The organism is uncultured Rikenella sp. (assembly GCF_947628055.1).
GTDB lineage: Bacteria > Bacteroidota > Bacteroidia > Bacteroidales > Rikenellaceae > Rikenella.
On sequence record NZ_CANQYJ010000002.1, the window covers coordinates 1 to 19,297 of the forward strand.

General features: G+C 55.7%; 21 protein-coding genes. 16 read left to right on the forward strand and 5 right to left on the reverse strand.

Going from position 1 to position 19,297, the window contains the following annotated elements; genetic code table 11:
- The 5 genes from Q0Z93_RS00180 to Q0Z93_RS00200 all read right to left on the reverse strand — a co-directional run.
- On the reverse strand, nt 1-822 hold an 822-nt coding region (locus tag Q0Z93_RS00180), incomplete at its 3' end, for a family 20 glycosylhydrolase (RefSeq protein WP_298061322.1).
- Between the two features lie 24 nt (nt 823-846).
- Entirely contained in the window at nt 847-1,194 is a 348-nt protein-coding gene (gene rbfA, locus Q0Z93_RS00185) for a 30S ribosome-binding factor RbfA (RefSeq protein WP_298061325.1), read from the reverse strand.
- Nucleotides 1,195-1,489: 295 nt separating this feature from the next.
- A complete protein-coding gene (gene glgP, locus Q0Z93_RS00190) occupies nt 1,490-5,770 on the reverse strand; it encodes an alpha-glucan family phosphorylase (protein ID WP_298061328.1) in 4,281 nt (1,426 codons plus the stop codon).
- 144 nt (nt 5,771-5,914) lie between these two features.
- Nucleotides 5,915-6,304, reverse strand: coding sequence for a YraN family protein (locus Q0Z93_RS00195; protein ID WP_298061331.1), 390 nt, complete (start codon nt 6,302-6,304; stop codon nt 5,915-5,917).
- Nucleotides 6,305-6,431: 127 nt separating this feature from the next.
- Nucleotides 6,432-6,743 (reverse strand): helix-turn-helix transcriptional regulator, encoded by a 312-nt coding sequence (locus Q0Z93_RS00200; RefSeq protein WP_298061334.1) that lies wholly within the window; start codon nt 6,741-6,743, stop codon nt 6,432-6,434.
- 434 nt (nt 6,744-7,177) lie between these two features.
- On the opposite strand from Q0Z93_RS00200, the gene Q0Z93_RS00205 reads away from it, so the two are divergent.
- The 16 genes from Q0Z93_RS00205 (at nt 7,178) to Q0Z93_RS00280 (ending at nt 19,289) form a co-directional block, all read left to right on the forward strand.
- On the forward strand, nt 7,178-7,366 hold the full coding sequence (locus Q0Z93_RS00205; protein ID WP_298061337.1) for a hypothetical protein: 189 nt from the start codon (nt 7,178-7,180) through the stop codon (nt 7,364-7,366).
- Complete coding sequence (locus Q0Z93_RS00210; protein ID WP_298061339.1) at nt 7,363-7,836, forward strand: class I SAM-dependent methyltransferase; 474 nt, start codon at nt 7,363-7,365, stop codon at nt 7,834-7,836. The genes Q0Z93_RS00205 and Q0Z93_RS00210 overlap by 4 nt, the downstream gene beginning before the upstream one ends.
- A 157-nt stretch (nt 7,837-7,993) precedes the next feature.
- Nucleotides 7,994-8,740: a hypothetical protein gene (locus tag Q0Z93_RS00215; protein WP_298061342.1), complete on the forward strand. Its 747-nt coding sequence runs from the start codon at nt 7,994-7,996 to the stop codon at nt 8,738-8,740.
- 223 nt (nt 8,741-8,963) lie between these two features.
- Nucleotides 8,964-9,149: a hypothetical protein gene (locus Q0Z93_RS00220; RefSeq protein WP_298061344.1), complete on the forward strand. Its 186-nt coding sequence runs from the start codon at nt 8,964-8,966 to the stop codon at nt 9,147-9,149.
- A 2-nt stretch (nt 9,150-9,151) separates the two neighbouring features.
- Entirely contained in the window at nt 9,152-9,697 is a 546-nt protein-coding gene (locus tag Q0Z93_RS00225) for a phage antirepressor N-terminal domain-containing protein (RefSeq protein ID WP_298061346.1), read from the forward strand.
- Nucleotides 9,698-10,241: 544 nt separating this feature from the next.
- The gene (locus Q0Z93_RS00230) at nt 10,242-10,511 is read left to right on the forward strand and encodes a hypothetical protein (RefSeq protein ID WP_298061348.1); all 270 of its coding nucleotides are present in this window, start codon (nt 10,242-10,244) and stop codon (nt 10,509-10,511) included.
- 305 nt (nt 10,512-10,816) lie between these two features.
- Complete coding sequence (locus Q0Z93_RS00235) at nt 10,817-11,089, forward strand: hypothetical protein (protein WP_298061349.1); 273 nt, start codon at nt 10,817-10,819, stop codon at nt 11,087-11,089.
- Between the two features lie 41 nt (nt 11,090-11,130).
- On the forward strand, nt 11,131-11,619 hold the full coding sequence (locus Q0Z93_RS00240; protein ID WP_298061352.1) for a hypothetical protein: 489 nt from the start codon (nt 11,131-11,133) through the stop codon (nt 11,617-11,619).
- Entirely contained in the window at nt 11,579-13,009 is a 1,431-nt protein-coding gene (gene dnaB, locus Q0Z93_RS00245) for a replicative DNA helicase (RefSeq protein ID WP_298061354.1), read from the forward strand. Before Q0Z93_RS00240 ends, dnaB begins: the two co-directional genes overlap by 41 nt.
- Nucleotides 13,010-13,011: 2 nt before the next feature.
- Nucleotides 13,012-14,274 (forward strand): VapE domain-containing protein, encoded by a 1,263-nt coding sequence (locus tag Q0Z93_RS00250; RefSeq protein WP_298061356.1) that lies wholly within the window; start codon nt 13,012-13,014, stop codon nt 14,272-14,274.
- A 368-nt stretch (nt 14,275-14,642) separates the two neighbouring features.
- Nucleotides 14,643-15,182 carry a hypothetical protein gene (locus tag Q0Z93_RS00255; RefSeq protein ID WP_298061358.1) on the forward strand — a complete coding sequence of 180 codons (540 nt, stop codon included), beginning with the start codon at nt 14,643-14,645 and terminating at the stop codon, nt 15,180-15,182.
- 78 nt (nt 15,183-15,260) lie between these two features.
- Nucleotides 15,261-15,644 carry a hypothetical protein gene (locus Q0Z93_RS00260; RefSeq protein ID WP_298061360.1) on the forward strand — a complete coding sequence of 128 codons (384 nt, stop codon included), beginning with the start codon at nt 15,261-15,263 and terminating at the stop codon, nt 15,642-15,644.
- Nucleotides 15,645-15,691: 47 nt separating this feature from the next.
- Nucleotides 15,692-16,906 (forward strand): S49 family peptidase, encoded by a 1,215-nt coding sequence (locus Q0Z93_RS00265; protein WP_298061362.1) that lies wholly within the window; start codon nt 15,692-15,694, stop codon nt 16,904-16,906.
- Between the two features lie 6 nt (nt 16,907-16,912).
- On the forward strand, nt 16,913-17,890 hold the full coding sequence (locus Q0Z93_RS00270) for a hypothetical protein (protein ID WP_298061364.1): 978 nt from the start codon (nt 16,913-16,915) through the stop codon (nt 17,888-17,890).
- A 40-nt stretch (nt 17,891-17,930) separates the two neighbouring features.
- Nucleotides 17,931-18,521 (forward strand): hypothetical protein, encoded by a 591-nt coding sequence (locus tag Q0Z93_RS00275; protein ID WP_298061365.1) that lies wholly within the window; start codon nt 17,931-17,933, stop codon nt 18,519-18,521.
- Nucleotides 18,522-18,590: 69 nt separating this feature from the next.
- A complete protein-coding gene (locus Q0Z93_RS00280) occupies nt 18,591-19,289 on the forward strand; it encodes a hypothetical protein (RefSeq protein ID WP_298061366.1) in 699 nt (232 codons plus the stop codon).
- The last annotated feature ends 8 nt before the right edge of the window (nt 19,290-19,297 follow it).

A 19,297-nucleotide genomic window follows, 5' to 3' on the forward strand; every position in this document is an offset into this window, starting at 1 on the left:
CCTCTCCGCAGCATAGGCCACCACGTCCCGAATCTCGTCCTGCGTATAGAATCCGCCGTACAAGGTATCCCCGTCCTCGACCCGGAGCAGCTCCTGCGGAATGAGCATGTCCGGATTGTCCTCCCGCGCAGCCGCCGCCATACACTCGCGATCCTGCCCGTTGAACCGGCGCCACGCCCCGCGTTCGGTCAGCAGCGGATACTGCTTGATCTCGATGCGCCACCCCTGGTCGTCGGTCAGGTGCCAGTGGAATTTGTTGAGTTTGTAGGTCGCCATCAGGTCGATGAATGCCTTGACCTGTTCCGTGGTGTAGAAATGGCGGCTCACGTCCAAAAGCGCCCCCCGCCACTCGAAGCGCGGTGCGTCGGTGATCGTAACGTAGGGTATCCGGCTGTCTTTCGAATCGACCGGCACTAACTGCCGCAATGTCGCGATCCCCATCAGCACCCCGCGCGGCGAGGCTCCCTGAATGGTAATGCCCTGACCGTCGACGGTCAAGGCGTATGCCTCGGGATTCGGATGGTCGAGGCCGAGTGTCAGCCGGATATTCCCCTCTTTACCGGGCTTGGCTTTTTCGAGTTGCAGGGCCGAGGATTTCCGCAGCGTTTCGGTCAGGTATTTCGCTGCCGGAGCCAACGCCGAGTCGGCGGAGACGGTCATGCCGCTCTTGAGCTTGAACACGCCGTTTCCTCCGGTTATCGAAACGGGTTTCGGGATCACGCGGATCTCGGGCTGCACCGTCGGGTGCGTGCCGCAGGAAACGAAAAGGAAAGAACCGGCAGCCATCATGGCGGCCAGTTTGGGAAAGATTCTGAAGGTCATAAATCCGGACTGTTTTGAAGAGGGTTATTCTTTGATGAGCTTTTCGATGCGATCCACGTATTCGAGCGAGTCGTCAATGGCGAAAGCAATTTCCGGCACGAGCCGCAGCTGGTTTTTCACCCGTTTGCCGAGTTCGTAGCGGATCATCCCCGCGTTCTCTTTCAAGGTGCCGAGCAAAGCCGTCCCTTTGTCGAACGGAAATACGCTCAGATATATTTTGGCGAAGGTCAGATCCGGGCTCACGCGCACCTTGGAAACGGTCACCATAGCGCCTTGCACCAAGTGCCGCGCCTCTTTGAGGAAAATGTCGCTGATGTCTTTTTGTATCTGCCTCCCGACTTTCTGCTGCCGGGTGGTCTCTTCTCTTTCCATACCTCTTTCTGTTTTTAAACGTTCATGCTATACCTGTCGTAAGGCATCGGCCGGTCTGTACGAAGCAAAGGCAGAGTCCGCCACATTTGAACTCTGCCTTGCAAGAAAGGCGAATACCGCAGAAAGCCCCCGCGCGGAATAGGCCGCCGCAGTGCGTCTCCTTCGACGCCCCGTGGTGTGCGGCTGCGAAAGCGCGGCGGTTCCCCGCAGCAAATAGAGAGTAATGCCCCGCGAGCGGGAGCGGCGGGAAAGAAGGCATCCGCCTATGCCTTCCCCCTCATCTACTCGTATGATCCTACACCCATTTGACTAAGGCGAAGTCCATGCGGTGCGGCAGTTTCGGGTTCTTGGCATAGACCCGTATCGCCACGTCGTAAGAGCCTGCGTTTTCCGGGGTCGAGTTGAGCCGGAAAGTCGCCACGCTCCCCTCCATTTGCACCAATTCAAATTGGAAGGTATTCCGGAGTTTGATCTTGCCGCTGTTTCCTCCGTCGTTCGTGATCTGATCCGCCACCAGCACTTCTACACCAATATCTTCCGGCATCAGGCCGTCGATATCCACATTCACCTCCAGTTTGTAATGCTCGCCCAGCTTGATCTCCGAATGCCCCACATCGTACTGTTTGAAATCGAGCACCTGCACTTTGTCCCACGAGCGGCTCACGCGCCGTTTCCAGGCTGCGATCTCGCGGGCCTCGGCAAAATCGTCGGCGATCATGCGTTCATGCCGCGCAAAGAGTTTCGAGTAGTACCGGTCCTCGTAATCCTGCATCATGCGGTTGGTGGTGAACTGCGAGGCCACCTCCGCGATACACTTTTTGACCGCGCCGATCCACTTCACCGGCAGGTTGTTGGCGTCCCGCTCGTAATAGAGAGGCGCGATCTGCTCTTCGATCGTCGTATAGATCATTTCGGCGTCCATTTCGTTCTGGTAACGCGGGTCGTCGAACGTGTTTTCCATCGGCAGCATCCAGCCGGCCCCTTCCTTGTATCCTTCGACCCACCAGCCGTCGAGTACCGAGAAGTGAAGCACCCCGTTCATCACGGCCTTTTCGCCGCTCGTCCCCGAAGCCTCCAACGGCCGCGTCGGGGTGTTCATCCAGACATCGACCCCCTGCACCATCCGCCGTGCCAGCTCCATGTCGTAGTTCTGGAGGAAAATGACTTTCCCCAGGAACTGCGGCATCTTCGACACTTCGACGATTTTCTTGATGAGGTCTTGCCCCGCCTTGTCCGCCGGATGGGCCTTGCCTGCAAAGACGAACTGCACCGGCCGCGTCGGATGGTTCACGATCTGTTCCAGCCGTTCCATATTGGTGAAGAGCAGGTGCGCCCGTTTGTACGTTGCGAACCGCCGTGCGAACCCGATCGTCAGCACGTCGTTCTTCAAGGATTCCTGTATCTGGACGATCTGCCGCGGCGAGTCGAACCGGAATTGCACCGGATCGGCCACCCGCGCGCGTATCTTCTTCATCAAGCGCTCTTTGAGGTACAATCTGGTATCCCACAAAGTCCGGTCGTCGATATGGTAGATCTTTTCCCAGTTTTCCTTCGAGTAGTCTCCCGCTCGGAACGACTCGCCGAAAGTGTTGTAGTACAGCTCCTTGAGCCGCGTGGCCGCCCACGTCGGGAAATGCACTCCGTTGGTCACGTATCCGATATGCAGTTCGCAAGGCAAATATCCCGGCCAGATGTTTTTGAGTATCTCTTTGCTCACTTCGCCGTGCAGCCAGCTCACCCCGTTGACTTCCTGCGACATGTTGGATGCCAGCACGCTCATCGAGAATTTCTCGTTCGGGTCGTTCGGGTTGGTCTTCCCGAGGTTGATGAACTGCTCCCACGTAATCTTGAGCCGCTCCGGATAGTGCGACATGTATTGCCGGATCATATCTTCCGGGAATGCGTCGTGCCCGGCCGGCACCGGCGTATGGGTCGTGAAGAGCGACGACGACCGCACGCACTCCATCGCCTCCGAGAAGCTCAGATCGTACCGGGCGATCAAATTATGCACCCGTTCCAGTCCGATGAAAGCCGCATGCCCTTCGTTGCAATGGTAAATGTCCGCTTCGATCCCCAAGGTGTTCAACAGCTGGATGCCGCCGACTCCCAGCAGGAGCTCCTGTTTGAGCCGGTTTTCCCAGTCGCCGCCGTAAAGATGGTGCGTCACGCTGCGGTCTTCCGGCTGGTTCAGGTCGTGGTCGGTGTCCATCAGGTAGAGTTCCGTCCGGCCCACATCGCACTTCCATATTCTGGCGACCACTTTCCGTCCGGGGAAATTGACGGTCACTGTCTTCCAATTACCCTTTGCATCGCGCACCGGAGAGATCGGCAGTTTGAAGAAATCCTGCGGCTCGTAGCTGGCCTCCTGGTCGCCTGCGGCGGAAAGACGCTGGGTGAAATAGCCGTACCGGTAGAGCAGCCCCACAGCAGTCATCGGCACATTCTTATCCGACGATTCCTTGAGGTAGTCCCCCGCCAGTATCCCCAATCCTCCCGAATAGATTTTTAGTGTGTGGTGCAAGCCGTACTCCATCGAGAAATAAGCCACTCTCGGCCGTGCATCCTGCGGTTTGGCCGCCATATATCTCCGGAACTCGGCATAGACTGCGTCCATCCGGGCCAGAAAATCCTGATTTTCAGCCAGCTCGCGCAGTTTCTTGAGGTTGAGCCGGTCGATCATGTCGATCGGGTTGCGGTCGACTCGGTTCCACAGTTCCGGGTCGATCGACTCGAACATTTGCCGCGCCGGGTCGTACCATGACCACCAGAGGTTCTTGGTCAGCTCTTCGAGCGGCCGAAGCCGTTCCGGCACCGAGCTTTCGACCATCATCCGGGTCCAGTTCGGCTTGCTTTCGAGCACCAGTTGCTGGCGCATGTAATTGAGTTGCTCGTGCATGGCTCCTCCGTCGGTATAGCTCCGCGTTACACGGCGTATGGCGGCTTCCAGCGCTATTCCGTAGAGGTCTAAGTAATGGGCGTAAAGATTCGACCACAATGCGGTCTTCGAGATTTCACGCGCCGAGCGGCGGTGGTCGTTCATTTCGTCGTCGCCCATATTCGTATAGGCGGCCAGCGTTTCGGCAATGGCCGCAACCACCTCCGAACTATTGGTGTCGTCGCGGTGCACCACCGTCACGCCTTTGTGTCCCTGCCCAGTGTGCCGTTCGACCCACAGGCCGAATCCGGCCAGATCGGTCGTCACGGTCGGCACCGAGAAAGCGATGCTTTCCAACGGCGTATATCCCCACGGTTCGTAGTACGACGGGAAGACGGTTACGTCCATCCCGACCAGCAGTTCGTAATAGGTTTTGTCGAAAATCCCGTCGTCGCCGTTCAGGTAGCTCGGCACGAAGACGGTATGCACGCGGTTCCCCCGTCCGAGCAGGCCGCGCGCCCGCAGGTGGTTCACCACCGGGTCGTTGTCCGGGTCGCCGAGATAATGCGTGGCGTTCAATGCCCCGGCATAATCCATACAGCACTCTTTTTCGCCGGACAGAGTTCCTTGCAAATCCCTGCGCGGCCCGTGATTCCAGCACGGCACCATAATATATGCCAGTATATCCCGCCGCAAAGAGTCGTTGTTGTTGAGTTCGCCGAGTGAGTCGATAAACTCGTCGATCCCTTTGTTCTTGAATTCGTAGCGTCCTCCGATCGAGACGATCAGCGGGTCGTTCTGCAATTCGATGCCGAGCGCGGCTTCCGCCACCCGGATCATCCGGTCGCGGGCTTCGCGCCGTTTGGTCTCTGCTTCTTCGCCCTGCCATACGAAGCTGTCTTCAAACCCATTCGGGGTCACGGCCGATACTTCGGCTTCCAGCAATGCTTTGCATTCCCGTTTGGTAATTTCGCTGACGGTCGAAAAAGCATCCAGGTGATGGGCGGCTGCTTTCTCGATCGAATGTTTGGCCGTCACGCCGAACTGCCGGGCCATATCGTCGCCGTTAAAAGTATCCAGCCCGCTGTAAAGCGGCAGGCCGTTCCCGGCGATCGACCGGCCGATCACGGTGGCGTGGGTGGTGAATACCGTAGCGATGGAAGGCCGTTCTTTCTGGAGGTACAAGCCGCCACTGGCGGTCATCCATTCGTGGAAGTGGGCTGCGGCGTGTTTGCCCGGCTCGTTGTGGCATTTCACGTAGCTTTCGATGACTTTGCCCGCGGCGAAGCCGAACAGCACCGGTTCGACGTAGTCCCACTGGCCGCTGATGGAGTCCACTTTGTAGGTTTCCCACAGTTTGGCCAGAATCTCGTCTTTCCGCCCCATAATGGCCGAGAAGTTGACCAACACGGCGATCGGGGTTCCCTTGACCGTCTTCCAACGTCCCACGCGGATGCGCAGTCCTTCGGCAGCGGCCATCTGCCGCCATGTTTTCAGCAGGTTCGAGTCTTCCTCGAATTCGGGGTTGTCTTTTTCGCTGGTCAGGTCGGGCCCGATGACGATATAGTGCTCGTCGCCGAATGTCTGAACTGCGGTCAATGCCTTGGTACCCACGACGGTATGGATGCCGCCGATCTTGTTGCATACTTCCCAGCTCACCTCGAAAAGCATGTCGGGCGTTTGTCTTGTATTTTCGCTCATATAGGGTCGAATTTATTTCCCGTTTTTCGTTTGGCCTGCACGGATTGACTGCAATTTGCAGAATGTGCAGATTTTCAAAGGTAACATTTTATAATGGATTGCAAAGCGGTTGTTTTCTTTTTCGCTCTGTCTGCGGGCTCCGTCTTACCGTACCAGGTCGGAATAGTAACGGATTTCCGGGGTTCCCGTGCCGTCGACTGTCCTTACGGCGACCAAGTCCACTGCGGTTTCTGCGGTCAGGTTCCGGTGGGCCATATACCGTTCTGCGGCTTGTGCCATGCGCCGGGCTTTGGCCGGGGTCACGGCGGCTTCGGGCGAAAAATCTTCTTGTACGGAGCTTCTCCCTGTCCGGGTCTTGACTTCGACGAAGTGGTACACTCCATCGGGCGAAATGGCTATGATGTCGATATCGGTTCTCATCCCTCGGGCTGCTGTGTCTCTCCATCGCCGCTCCACGATTTTCCACCCGCAGGCGCACAAATATTCCGCTGCTGTCTCTTCACCCCACTGCCCGGTGTCGATATGCGTTGCCATTTTATCGTAGGTTTTATTTTGTATTGCGCTGGAGGGAGACGACATTTACTGAGTAATCATTCTGATTACCAAGCTGTTATTTTCTGTATAATTTGGTTCTTGGGGATGCTCCGGTATGTTATTTAGGTTATTTTTGAGCTACTATCTTTAACAATTCATCACGTATATCGGGAGAGACTTCAAACGTGATGGATACTTTCTTTTGTGAATAGCTTTCCAACGTATTTGCATTTACAAAACGTTCTGGATAGGTGAAGAGATAAAGTACATCTTCATCTAATGCTTGGGCTATTTTTTCTAATTCGCTGACTTTTATCTCTCGCTTTCCATTTTCGATATTGCTGGCTACGGCAGGATCACTGCCCAACGCATCGGAAATCACTTGCTGCTTCAGACCTTTCGATTCTCGAATCCTTCTGATGTTCTCTCTAATATTCATGATTCAAAGGTAGATGTGTGTATTTCAAATGGTTGTGAGAAAAAACATAGTTTACTTGAGATAATTTCAGTCAAATAGTGAGATTTTCTCATTATTGTTATTATATTTGCTCATGAAATTTCATCAAATCTCAAATATAAGACAAACGATGAGAATAAGATCACGTCGTCAGTTAATCACTCGCCCGGAGTATAGAGCTACGTTGATGTCTTTCGTTATTGGGGAAACCCGACAATATCCTATCGAAAGCACATTATTATCAGGGTTTCGAGTAGCTAAATCACGCTTAAAACAACAGGGGTATGATTTTGAGATTATACCAAATTACGAGGCCAATATTTTTACCGTGCAGCGTGTCTCCTGATTGGCAAACGCCGCAGTTCGAGTCTGCGGCAGGAGCAAGTATCCCCATACTTATGAATACAGATAGAATTATGAACATCATTCAGGAGATCATTTCAGAGAAAAAATTGCGGCGACAGGAACCGCTCCATGCGTTGTACAGTGAGATTCACGCCCGTCTTCCTGCGTTAGGAATGGATATCGCGTTGCAGCATCTGGTCGCCGCCGGGCGAATCGAAGAACATCCGACCATTCGTGAAACTTGTTACACACTGAAATGAAGAAGTTGATATTGGACGCCTGTTGCGGAGCGCGGATGATGTGGTTCGACAAGCAGAATCCGCTGGCGGTCTACATGGACTGCCGGGATGCCGAATATACCTTGTGTGACGGACGTCGGTTGGAGGTGCATCCGGATGTCGTGGCGGATTTTCGACAGATGCCATTCCCGGACGGTTCGTTCCGATTGGTTGTGTTCGACCCGCCCCACTTGAAGAAGTTGGGTGAGAACGCTTGGATGGCAAAAAAGTACGGGCGATTGCTCCCGACGTGGGAAACTGATATAAAGGCCGGATTTGATGAGTGTATGCGTGTTCTCGAAAACTACGGAGTGTTGATCTTTAAGTGGAACGAGACACGAGTAACCGTGAAACGTATCCTTGAAATTATCAGCGCAAAGCCGCTGTTTGGGCATAAATCCGGAAAGGCTTCGAAAACGCACTGGATGTGCTTTATGAAATTGCCGAAATGATCAGACTGCTATACATAGACCTCTTTTGCGTCGCTACTTGCGCGGCTCTCGAACAAGTCAGACTCACTGCGTAATGAAACGAATAATCAGAGTGTTCCCGCGTAGGACGAACGCCACCCCGAATGATGAACTGGTACGGATTGGCACAACGCCCGACATGTTCGATGAAGCCGACGAAGTCCATATCTCGGTCGTCTTCACTTGGGACTTGCCGTGGGCCGAATGGGCCGCGAAGCAATGGGCATCGGTTGCTCCGGTCAAGATGGGCGGCCCAGCCTTCAACGAGCCCGGCAGAGACTTTGTGCCGGGCATGTACATGAAACACGGTTATGTCATCACTTCGCGCGGCTGCCCGAACCGATGCTGGTTCTGCGCCGTCCCCAAGCGCGAAGGCTTCCAACTCCGTGAACTTCCCGTAACGGACGGATGGATCGTTACCGACGATAACCTACTGGCCTGTTCCACGAAGCATATCGACGCTGTATTTGAGATGCTGGCCCGCCAATCCCACCGGCCGCAGTTTGTTGGAGGACTGGAGGCGGCGATCCTCACGCCGAAGATGTCGACTCGTCTCCGGGAATTGAGACCTGAATCGCTGTGGTTCGCTTACGATACGCCCAATGATCTCGAACCGCTTATCGAAGCTGGAAAGATGCTCCTCGGTGCAGGATTCACCAAAGCATCCAATGTCCTCCGATGCTACGTGCTTTGTGGTTACAAAGGCGACACGTTCGAGAAAGCGCAAAAGCGCATGGGAGAAGCATGGGGTGCCGGATTCATGCCGATGGCAATGCTATACCGTGACGATCGCGGCACCTACTCATCCGACTGGAAACGCTTTCAGCGAGAGTGGGCGAATCCGGTAATCACAGCTGCGAATTGCAAAAAACACTTTGGAAAATGAAGACGCTGACAAGAGTCCGGGATGCACTGCACGCATTGACCCAAAGCATCGCCGAGGCGACAGGGCAGTTCGACATCATTGCTTATGAGTCCCGATTCATCCGCGACCACTTCCCGATGCGCGCTCACGGCTACCCGCCGCGAAAGCCGAACCGAATACGCAAGAGACAGCGACCGAACCGCCTCGCTCGCCGTCGCCAACGCCAACAACGAACCCGATAGCCATGTACCCCGATCTTGACGCCGCCGGGCGGATAAGCATACTGGAGATGAGCCGGGAGGAGGCCGAGACGCTCCACACCGCCCTGATGCGGATTCTGAACGACCTGCCGCCGGTTGAGCAGGTAGATTTTCGACGATTGCTCATCCAGTTAGAAAAACTGATAGTACAAACCTCTAAAACCGAATAATCATGAAAGACACCATTATCGCTACAATCAACCAAGTAGAGATCGTCGTCACTTCCGACATGTGCGTTCCGATCAAACCGATATGTGAAGCACTGGGAGTCGATCCGAAAGCTCAACGAGACAAAATTCAAGCACATCCGATTTTAAGTTCAGTTGGGGGGCTGAGCACCTCGACTGGAACCGATGGGAAACGATACGAAATGTTCTGTTTACCGGTGGAATTCGTTTATGGTTGGCTTTTCACAATCCATCCGGATAATGTTCGTGCCGAATCTCGTGATAGGCTGATCTCTTATCAACAAGAGTGCTACCATGCTTTGTACGAGCATTTTCACAAGCGATACATCAACTATGACGAGCGCGAACAATCTTTCGAACGAACGATCGCTTTGCAGAAAGAGTTGTCCGATCTGAGACTCAAGGCGGAGAAGAGCGGTGCGGACTTCGATCGCTATCTGGAGGTGGAGCAGCAGTTGCGGCATGAAAAGGCCGTGCGCAAGGCGTTGACCGACAAAAGCCTGACGGCCCTTAGAACCCTGTTCGATTAATTTTCTTTTCCATGCTCGACAATTCCCGAAATAGTGTTATGTTTGCAGTGCGACTTCAATACCATGCAACTGCCCTCACGGCGGCGAATTGTCATATCCAGCCTTTAATAGGCGGGGCCTTTCTCAATTCATTCGCCCTGTGTAAGCAGTTAGGATGTTGGAGTCGCAACCAGAGGAAGCCCCGCTTTCTTTATTGTATCACTTCTCAAAACACATTCATTCAATGCGACTTCAGGATGAATTGTGCTTTGGCGGAACGGTGTACCGTTCATCCAAAGACAAGCTGCCGAGCTTCGTACGGAATCCACAGTGCAGAAAAATCTGCCGTCCATCTTGCAACAATTCTCCAAAATGTAGTATGTTTGCAATGCCAATTCAACATGCTGATTCTGCTTTTGCAGTGGAGAATCGTCATTTCTGCCCATATCATAGGCGGAGTTTTTCTCTATTCATTCTCCCTGTACAAGCAGTTAGAATGTTGGATTGGCGTCCTGAGAAAGCTCCGTCTTTCTTTTTTGTTCAACTCCCATAACACTTTCATTCAATGCCAATCCAGAATGAATTGTGCTTTGGCGGAGCGGTGTACCGTTCGCCAAGCAAGCTGCCGAGCTTTGTACGCGACCAGTTCACGGCCTACTTCATGGCCCGTTACCCTCAAACCCGGAAAATCCGCCTGTCGAGCGACGCCAGTCATCGCTACACGGCGCGCGCCAAGTTCGCCGATCGGCGGACATTCATCGTCCGGGCCTTCACCCTCGACAAGCTCTGCACCCGGATGCAGAGCGCTTACGACGCCCGTTTCGGGCAATGCTAATCCATTTATCCCCGGCCTTCGCCGGTCGGGGTTTCTAACCTATGTATCTTATTCAGCTCGAAAAAATAATCGGATAATTCGCCTTTGATGCCCGACAATTCCCTAAATAGTGTTATGTTTGCAGTGCAACATCTACATACTATTCCGTCCGTTCCGGCGGCGAATTGTCATTTTTGCTCACCTTATTACAGGCGGAGCCTTTCTCTATTCATTCGTCCCGGACAACCGGAAATAGAATGTGGGTGTTGCAACCAGAGGAAGCTCCGCTTTCTTTATTGTATCATTTTTCCAAACACATTCATTCAATGCAACACCCGAATGAATTGTGCTTTGGCGGAACGGTGTACCGTTCATCCAAAGACAAGCTGCCGAGCTTCGTACGCGACCAATTCACGGCCTATTTCATGGCCCGTTATCCTCAAACCCGGAGAATCCGCCTGTCGAGCGACGCCAGCCACCGCTATACGGCGCGCGCCAAGTTCGCCGGTCGTCGGACATTCATCGTCCGGGCCTTCACCCTCGACAAGCTCTGCACCCGGATGCAGAGCGCTTACGACGCCCGTTTCGGGCAATGCTAATCCATTTATCCCCGGCCTTCGCCGGTCGGGGTTTCTAACCTATGTATCTTATGAAAATCGACAAAGAATGGAGCGCGCATGTGGATGCGCTCGAAGAGGCCCGGCGGCGACTGGAAGAGGCGCTGGCCCTTGTTCCCGACGCCGGCGCGGGCCGCAAATGCCGGCAGGCCGTCGAACGATCGTGGAAAAAGGTCGTCGAGACCTCCGACGCCATCGAGGAGTTGATCGGCTCGTCAGTGCAGCCTCTGCCCGTCAAATTTCCGTGGCAGGACGCCGAATTTCGGCAGGTATGGCAGACCTACAAGGAGTACCTGGAGGAGCAGCACCGCATCGTGATGGAGAGCCGGATGGAGATCGCCCGGCTGAAGCTCATCCGCCAGTTCGCCAAGAACCAGCGTGCGGCCGCGATCGCCGCCATCGAGTTCTACATGGCCCTCGGCACGGCAAACGTGTTCGAGATCAATACAAACGACGAAAAGCAAGACGACAATGGCAACAAGAAGAACGTCATCACCATCCCGATCAGTTGAGAACGGCTATCTGCCGCCGCACGACATCGAGCTGGAGCGAGCACTGCTCGGCGCGATGCTGCTCGAACGTAACGTCTACTTCGATGTCGCCGGGCTGATCTCCTCCGACACCTTCTACGACGACCGCCATGCCCTGATCTTCACCGCGATCCGGACGCTGGCGGAAAACAGTTCTCCGGTGGATCTGCTGACCGTCGGCCAACAACTCCAGCAGCAGCGCAAGTTGAAAACCGTCGGCGGCCCCTCGTACCTCGCCGAGCTGACGCAGGTCGTCGGCTCCGCCTCGCACGCCGGGTACCACGCCCGAATTCTTTATCAGATGGCCGTTCTGCGGTCGATGATCTCCGAGTGCAACACCCTCGCCGGGAAGTGCTACGCCGGCGACTTCGACGATGCCGTCGCCGAGTACGGTACGATGACCTCCCGGATCGACATGCTCTTCGCCGGCTCCGGCACCGAGCGGCACATCCGCACCATCCTGAAGGAACACGGCGAGGTGATGGATCGGCGGTTGGCGCAGGCGAACCTCGGCAAGATGCCCGGCCTGACGTACGGCCTCTCCGGGCTGGATGAGCTGACCGGGGGGATGCAGCCCGGACAGCTGGTGATCGTCGCCGCGCGGCCCGCCATGGGGAAGACTGCCGTCGCGCTCCACCTCAGCAAGTCGCCCGCCGAGCGGCAGGGGGCCTCCGTGATGATCGCCTCGTTGGAGATGACCGGCATTTCGCTGACCGACCGCCTACTCGTCTCCTACGCCGGTATCGACGGTAACCGGCTCCGCAGCGGCCGCATGAGCAGCGACGACTGGCAGGCCTACGAGCAGGCCCGCGGCGAGCTCGGAAAACTCAACATCTACATCGACGACACCGCCGGGACGACACTGAGCCGTCTTCGGGCTGTCTCCCGTACTAAGCGGCGCAAAGGCGAACTCGACCTGCTGGTAATCGACTACCTCCAGCTCATCGAGAGCGAGAACACCACCGGGAGCTACAAACAGAACCGGGAGCGGGAGGTGGCCGAGATCTCGCGCGGCCTCAAGAAGCTGGCCAAAGAGCTGAACATCCCCGTCGTGCTGCTCTGCCAGCTGAACCGGGCCGCCGAAGGCCGGGCCGACAAGCAGCCGCAGCTCTACGACCTCCGCGAGTCCGGAGCGATCGAGCAGGACGCCGACGTCGTGCTGATGCCGTTCCGCCCGGCCTACTATCCCGAACTCGTTGTCAGCGAATACGAAGGCGGCCCGGAACTGCCGAAAGATGTCGGGATGATCTTCGTACGGAAGCAGCGCGACGGGAAACTCGGCACCGCGGCCTTTCGCTATTCGCCTGACCTCAGTAAATTGACCGACTATCACCCCGACGTTCCGGCCGAGGGACGACAATTGCCATTCTGACCATGAAGATAACCAAACGAAACTCACGCGTTCAGCCGCTGAAGACGACCGGTTCCACAATCTCCGCCGACAAGGTGACGCCGGTCATCGAGTTCCTGAAGGCCAACTACCGCATCGAGGTGAATCGATACGATCGCACGCAGATGCGGATCGCCAGCACCGGGACACGGGCCTACACCTTTCCGCCGTCGCTCGACGACATCAGCATCCACATGATGCAGGCCGGCATCCCGCACACCAAGTCACTCATCCGGATGCTGTTGAACTCGCCCAACCAAATTGCCAGCTACGACCCCGTGAAAGAGTACTTCGCCGGGCTTCGGGAGATCGAACCCGACGGAGAATCCCATATCGACCGACTGATCGCGCACCTGCGGGTGCGCGAATTCGACGATCGGCCGGAGGGGTATTACCGGGAGATGGCTGCGCGGTTCATCCGCAAATGGCTGGTGGCCGCCGCGGCCTGCGCGATCGGCGAGTCGGCCAACGAAGCCGCGCTGGTCTTCGTTAGCGCCACCGAGGGAAACGGAAAGACCTCGCTGGCGAAGTTCCTCTGCCCGGAGCCGCTGCGGGAGATGATGACCCTGAGCCACGCCGACCGGCGCGTCTTCAACATCGATCAGGCTGTTACATCGAACTTCCTCGTGCTGTACGACGAGATGCACGGGCTGAGCGCCTCCACCGCCGAGGAGTTCAAGAAGGTGCTGTCCGCCCGGAGTCTGCCGGTGAAGCTGCGAGGCGAATTCGGCCCTGTGGTGCGCCCGCGCATCGCCTCGGTAGTGGCGACCACCAACAACCGAACGGGCTTCAAATCGGGCTTCCTGTGCCCCGCGCTGGGGACGCGCCGCTTCATCTCGATCTACCTCGACTCCATCGACTTCGATTATGCCGAGAACGTCGATGTCAACCGGCTGTGGGCCGAGGCGCTCGCGTTGGCCGAGAGTCCCGACTACGACCACCGCTACACACAGGAGGAGTTCGCCGAACTGAAGGAGGCCAACCAACGCTATATGATCGAGACGCCGGCCAGCGCGGTGTTGCAGCAAGCCTTCGACATTCCGGAGGAGGACGATGCGACAGCGCAGTGGTTGACGCCGACCGAGATTTTGACGGAACTGCAGCGGCGGCGGATGGTGCGCGCGGAGGTGGCGCGCTACATGACGCCGAAGCACCTGGGCGAGGCGCTGACCGCGCTCGGATTCCGGCGCGACATGATCTACGGTGCCGGGGAGCGGAGATACAAGTATCGGGTACGGACGTTGTAAGCGTGTAACACGCACACGCTCAGGTGTATATCTATATAATTTTATATAGATATATATTTTGAACGCGTTTATAAAATTGAAATGCAATCTAACTACTACTTACTACTTTTTTGTATAACGATTTGACGAACAAATAAATGCGCCGCCCGCCGCCGTATCTACTACGTACCTACTACTTTTTTCGGCCCGGCCACGTACTTACTACTTGGATGTATTGAAATACAGCGAGTTGCGAGGCGTTGTAAGTAGTAGGTAAACAAGAGATACGAATTTTTGCAGCACAAAAAACGGACATTTCGTCCGGCTGGAAAGAGGTCGAATTTTCTTGTTTAATTATTTGATTTTCACTAACTTTGTGTAGTTCGATCATGGAAGTCAAGATTCATATCAAAGACCCGATTCTGCGCGCCTACCTGAACGGCCTGTTCGTTGTCCGGGAAGACGGTGCCTATACGTTGAATACGGATTCGCTGACCGGTACGGTGATTTGTTCGCTCGTGCAACCGTCGGACTATCCGACGGCGGAGGAGCACGGCGGGAAAGAGACGGTAACTTTTCGGTTGCCGAGGTCTCGGAGCTTCGAACGGTTCCGCGGGCGGGCGGTGTGGTTGCCGCCGCATGCCGAACATGCGATCAACAAGGTGCTCAGGCGGGAGTTCGATTTGAATCTCGATGCCAGCTGCACCGAGGCGCGGATGGCCGGGGCGAAACTGATGGATGCGATCGAGGCGTTTATCGTTGCGAACGGGATGGACGGACACTTCGCGGGCGGGATCGAAACACTCAAGAAACGCTTCTACCGATCGGAGCTGAATACCCTGAAAAGAATGCGGGAAATCATGCGCCAGCAGGCGAATATGCGCCTTCGACGGAGGCGGAAAAAGATGGAATTAGCCGAAAGGCATTGATTCTGAGTCGATTAAAATTATTTTGCGTCTAAACTCACCAAAAACAGGTGAATTTGGCGCAACCATAGAACAAGGGGTATGAGCGACAAGAATATATCGGTCATCCGAGCAGTGCAATTCACCTCGAACGCGACGGAGTACGACATTCCCATCGTAGGCCGTACCGGGGCCTACGTCTGCACCTCGAAAGAGAGCAGTCAGGGCACCTTGTACGAACACGAATTGTCGTTCAAGGTGGCCGGTCTGACGCCGGAAAACGAGGCCTTGATAACCCGGTTGCGATGCGCAACGACGATTCGCGTGGACGACGTCAATCGCACACGTTTTGTGGTCGATCGCGGCGAATTGCGCTTCAAATTCACCGTCAAAAGAGACCTCGGCGGAACATTCGGAGGGTTTCGAGGGTACGAGGTCACCGTTAAGTTGAGCGCCCTGCATCCGGCGGAGGTCAGTCCTTTCTAAGGCCCTTACGCTCAGTAATCTTGCAGTAGGAAAATCGCCGCTGCAAGATGATTCTCAATTTCAATCTCTTACGCTCTGTTCTCGCAGAGCCGTTCTACCTGTCGAACACCGAGGCCGAGAAGCTGACCGCTCTCGTCGCCGGCCTGTTTACCCCGAACGTCGAGTTCGAGCGAATGACGCCGGAAGAGCGGGCCGCGCTGGCCTCGGTACATACGATTATTCCCGCATCCGGATCCGGCACGACCCGTCGCATCGGTGTGATCACCCTGCGCGGAGTCCTCTCGAAGTACGACAGCATGTGTGCTGCCGGGATGGAGTCGTACGGGCGAATGATCCGGGAGTACGACGCCGATCCGGAAATCGACGCAATCGTCCTGAACATCGATAGTCCGGGCGGAACCGTCGCCGGTACCGAAGAGTTAGGCGCGACGATCCGGGCGGCGACAAAACCGGTTGTCGCTTTCGTGAACGGTATGGCGGCTTCGGCGGCCTATTGGATCGCCTCTGCCTGCCGGAAGATCGTGGCCGGAACCGACACTTCGATTGTCGGTTCGATCGGCGTCATGTGCACGTGGGCCGACATGCGCGGCTATTACGCTCAGCAGGGAATTGTCATTCGCGACATCTATGCCCCGCAATCCACGGACAAGAACGCCGAAAGCCGGGAAGCCGCCGCCGGGAACCTCAAGCCCATTCAAGACCACCTCGCCGTGCTGGCCGACACATTCCAAAAGACTGTGCGCGCCAATCGGCCGCTTGTGGCTGTCGGTCAATTGAGCGGGGCCACCTACTTCGCCAAAGACGTCGTCGGGACGCTGGTCGATACGATCGGCAACTTCGAGGAGGCTCTCTCGATCGCCGCCTCCTTTGCGACTCCCAGCGCTCCGAAAACCAAATCAACAACACGCAATATGTCTAAAATGAACTATGCAGCGTTGGCGGCAGCCGCCGGCGTTGCCGCATTCGAGAGCGCCGACGGGTCGATCACGCTGACCGCCGAACAGGCGGCAGCCGTCGAATCGCACATCGGCGCGTTCTCCGCGATTAAAAATCAACAAGAAGAGGTGTCTAAGCTGCAACAGGAGCTGAAAGAGAAGGACAAGCAGCTTGCCGAATTGCGCGAACAGCTCGACAACGCCCCCGGAGCAGAAACCGCATCCGTATCTGCTCCGGCGGACGGCACCAAGACAGACGTTGCCGGAGCGGCCAACTTCGGAGAAGCCCTCTCCAATGCAATCGAATTTGTCAAATCCCAAAACTAACATACCATGCCGCAAAAGTTAACCGACGACCAGCTCCAAGCACTTAAGGCAGCTGGCACCAAGTATCGAAGAGAACTGCTGGCCATGCCGCTGGCATTACTTCAGCCCGTATTGGCTCACATGACCATGCGCGCCAATGTGCGCGGAAAGGAAGTGGTTGGTGAAATCAGCGAAGGGGCAGAAATTCGACCGTATCGCTCGGCAAAAGACGCAGTCGAAGGGATCCCCGAAATCACGCTCCGCGAGCTCGAAACATTCTTAGGCGATGTTGTCCGCGAGTTCGATCCGAACATGCTCCTCGGCACCCTCTTTACCGACCGCGCAGCGACTCCCCTGACCGACCGCGAAATCGCCCGCAAGATGGCTTTCCTGATGGCGCAAAGCGTCAGCAACAAGTTCTACAAGGCGATCTGGAGTGCAAAGCGGAATGCCAGTGGCAGCACCACGATGGATTTGTTCGACGGATTCGCCACGATCATCGACAAAGAGATCACGGACAAAAACATCACGAGCGACAAAGGCAACTTCGCGGATCTCGGTTCGGTCAACGAAGCGAATGTCGGTGACAAACTGATGGAAGCCTACAACGACGCCGTCAGCGAAGAACTTCAGAGCGAAAGCAGAATCAAACTTTTTGTGCCGCGATTGATCTACAATCAGTACAACAAGTGGTATCTGGCGGAATTCGGGTCGGTCGCATACAACAAGGAGTTCAAAAAAACCTTCCTCGAAGGCACCGACGATACCGTCGAACTCGTTCCGATGACCGGGCTCAAGGATACCGGGAAGATCATCTTCACTGTCCGCAACAACATGCTGGTTGGCTGCGACCAGATGAGCGACATGGAACAGGTAGAGATCCGTCGTCCGGACAACCCGAAGGCTCTCCAGTTCTTCATGATGCTCTATTTCGGTGTTCAACTCGAAAGCATCTCGCCGCAGCGTCTGCTGGTCGGTCAGTTCACCACGACGACCGGCGAGTAACGAGCGCAACAGGTTTTAGAAATCGTAAAAACAGAAACGAATGGGAAGTACACTTAAAAATTTGGATTGGGCCGACGGTCAGGCCAATCCGTCCGGTATCAAACCGATCGGTTATGCGGTCTTCAAGCGCGACATCGTCACCTTTCCGAAGATCGACAAGGAGACTGTCGTCTACAAGGAAGACTTCGTCCTGCGCGAAGGCGTCAAGTGGATCACGGTTTACAGCACCCAAGGAAAAGGCAAGCTGACTTGGGAGCCGACCGGCGAAACCGACTGTCAGGGGATCCTGAACAAGGCGACGCTGAGTTATCCAGACCTCAGCGACAACGCAAAGATCACGGCCGCTTCGACCATCAACTCCAACCTGATCTACGTCATTCCTCATTACGTAGCGGGCGGTGGTGTTCGTTACGCCGTGATCGGCTCTGAGGACTTCAACGCCAGCACGAGCATGAAGGGCGACACCGGCGACTCGTTCGGGTCGGCCAAAGGCATGACGATCGAGGTGGAGGCTCCGGACTTCTATCCGCTGCCGAACTACGAGGGGCTGTTGGAGACCTCCGACGGAACACTGAATTGTGCTACCGGCGTGTTCACTTCGACCGAGTCGTCTCTGACTCTGCCGGAGTAGGGTACGGGTGAGTAAGCGATGTCGAACCGGAACAGGAGGAACCCCTCCCGTTTTTTCATAACCGCGAAAATGAAAGAAGAAATCAAGCAGTGGCTGGATGGGCCGCGCGATTACGAGGCCGGCGTCCTGCTATACTGTCGGTACGGTAAGAATCGGAACCTGAAATCCTACCTGCAGCGCAAATGCGCGCCGCTGAAAGTATTATACGAGCTGTCGAAGCTGGTCGGTATCGATGCCTTTGCCGCGGTGCCATCGAAACAGGAAGATTTGCCGATCATTCCGGAGCTGAAACCCCAAGAGCGGATCAAGGTCATTCAGGACGGTAGCATCCGTTTTGAGAATCTGCCAGAGGAGTTGAAGAAGATCTACTTGAAGGCATGCGATGCTTACAAGCAGATGCGCCATCTCCATGAAAAGATGAAGCTTGTGGCCACCGATTCCGAACGAGCCTCGCTCCGGGCTGCATTGCTCGAACAGGTGGACAGGAATCGGGTCTGCTGGGAGATGATCGACCGGTGGGCAGTCGATGGCACCCTGCCGGAGCCTCCTACCGAAACGGGCAATACCGGTACGGTGGACGCTAAAGCCTTGAATGCGGCTCGGGCAGGAGTCACTCGGTACCTGAACCAGCTTGACAAGGAGCAAGACGAAGAGAAACGAGCAAACTGCCTCGCCAAGCTCCGCAAATATGTGGCCGTGATAACCGCTGCCGGATGCGGATTCAAAGACAACGCCTCTCGTCTGCAAGCCCTTGGACTGATCGAGTAGCGGCCTGA

Excerpts from the sequence above, each read along its gene's own strand:
- rbfA (WP_298061325.1), bottom strand. The coding sequence starts at position 1,194 with ATGGAAAGAGAAGAGACCACCCGGCAGCAGAAAGTCGGGAGGCAGATA.
- glgP (WP_298061328.1), bottom strand. The coding sequence starts at position 5,770 with ATGAGCGAAAATACAAGACAAACGCCCGACATGCTTTTCGAGGTGAGC.
- Q0Z93_RS00195 (WP_298061331.1), bottom strand. The coding sequence starts at position 6,304 with ATGGCAACGCATATCGACACCGGGCAGTGGGGTGAAGAGACAGCAGCG.
- Q0Z93_RS00200 (WP_298061334.1), bottom strand. The coding sequence starts at position 6,743 with ATGAATATTAGAGAGAACATCAGAAGGATTCGAGAATCGAAAGGTCTG.
- Q0Z93_RS00205 (WP_298061337.1), top strand. The coding sequence starts at position 7,178 with ATGAACATCATTCAGGAGATCATTTCAGAGAAAAAATTGCGGCGACAG.
- Q0Z93_RS00210 (WP_298061339.1), top strand. The coding sequence starts at position 7,363 with ATGAAGAAGTTGATATTGGACGCCTGTTGCGGAGCGCGGATGATGTGG.
- Q0Z93_RS00215 (WP_298061342.1), top strand. The coding sequence starts at position 7,994 with ATGTTCGATGAAGCCGACGAAGTCCATATCTCGGTCGTCTTCACTTGG.
- Q0Z93_RS00220 (WP_298061344.1), top strand. The coding sequence starts at position 8,964 with ATGTACCCCGATCTTGACGCCGCCGGGCGGATAAGCATACTGGAGATG.
- Q0Z93_RS00225 (WP_298061346.1), top strand. The coding sequence starts at position 9,152 with ATGAAAGACACCATTATCGCTACAATCAACCAAGTAGAGATCGTCGTC.
- Q0Z93_RS00230 (WP_298061348.1), top strand. The coding sequence starts at position 10,242 with ATGCCAATCCAGAATGAATTGTGCTTTGGCGGAGCGGTGTACCGTTCG.
- Q0Z93_RS00235 (WP_298061349.1), top strand. The coding sequence starts at position 10,817 with ATGCAACACCCGAATGAATTGTGCTTTGGCGGAACGGTGTACCGTTCA.
- Q0Z93_RS00240 (WP_298061352.1), top strand. The coding sequence starts at position 11,131 with ATGTATCTTATGAAAATCGACAAAGAATGGAGCGCGCATGTGGATGCG.
- dnaB (WP_298061354.1), top strand. The coding sequence starts at position 11,579 with ATGGCAACAAGAAGAACGTCATCACCATCCCGATCAGTTGAGAACGGC.
- Q0Z93_RS00250 (WP_298061356.1), top strand. The coding sequence starts at position 13,012 with ATGAAGATAACCAAACGAAACTCACGCGTTCAGCCGCTGAAGACGACC.
- Q0Z93_RS00255 (WP_298061358.1), top strand. The coding sequence starts at position 14,643 with ATGGAAGTCAAGATTCATATCAAAGACCCGATTCTGCGCGCCTACCTG.
- Q0Z93_RS00260 (WP_298061360.1), top strand. The coding sequence starts at position 15,261 with ATGAGCGACAAGAATATATCGGTCATCCGAGCAGTGCAATTCACCTCG.
- Q0Z93_RS00265 (WP_298061362.1), top strand. The coding sequence starts at position 15,692 with ATGATTCTCAATTTCAATCTCTTACGCTCTGTTCTCGCAGAGCCGTTC.
- Q0Z93_RS00270 (WP_298061364.1), top strand. The coding sequence starts at position 16,913 with ATGCCGCAAAAGTTAACCGACGACCAGCTCCAAGCACTTAAGGCAGCT.
- Q0Z93_RS00275 (WP_298061365.1), top strand. The coding sequence starts at position 17,931 with ATGGGAAGTACACTTAAAAATTTGGATTGGGCCGACGGTCAGGCCAAT.
- Q0Z93_RS00280 (WP_298061366.1), top strand. The coding sequence starts at position 18,591 with ATGAAAGAAGAAATCAAGCAGTGGCTGGATGGGCCGCGCGATTACGAG.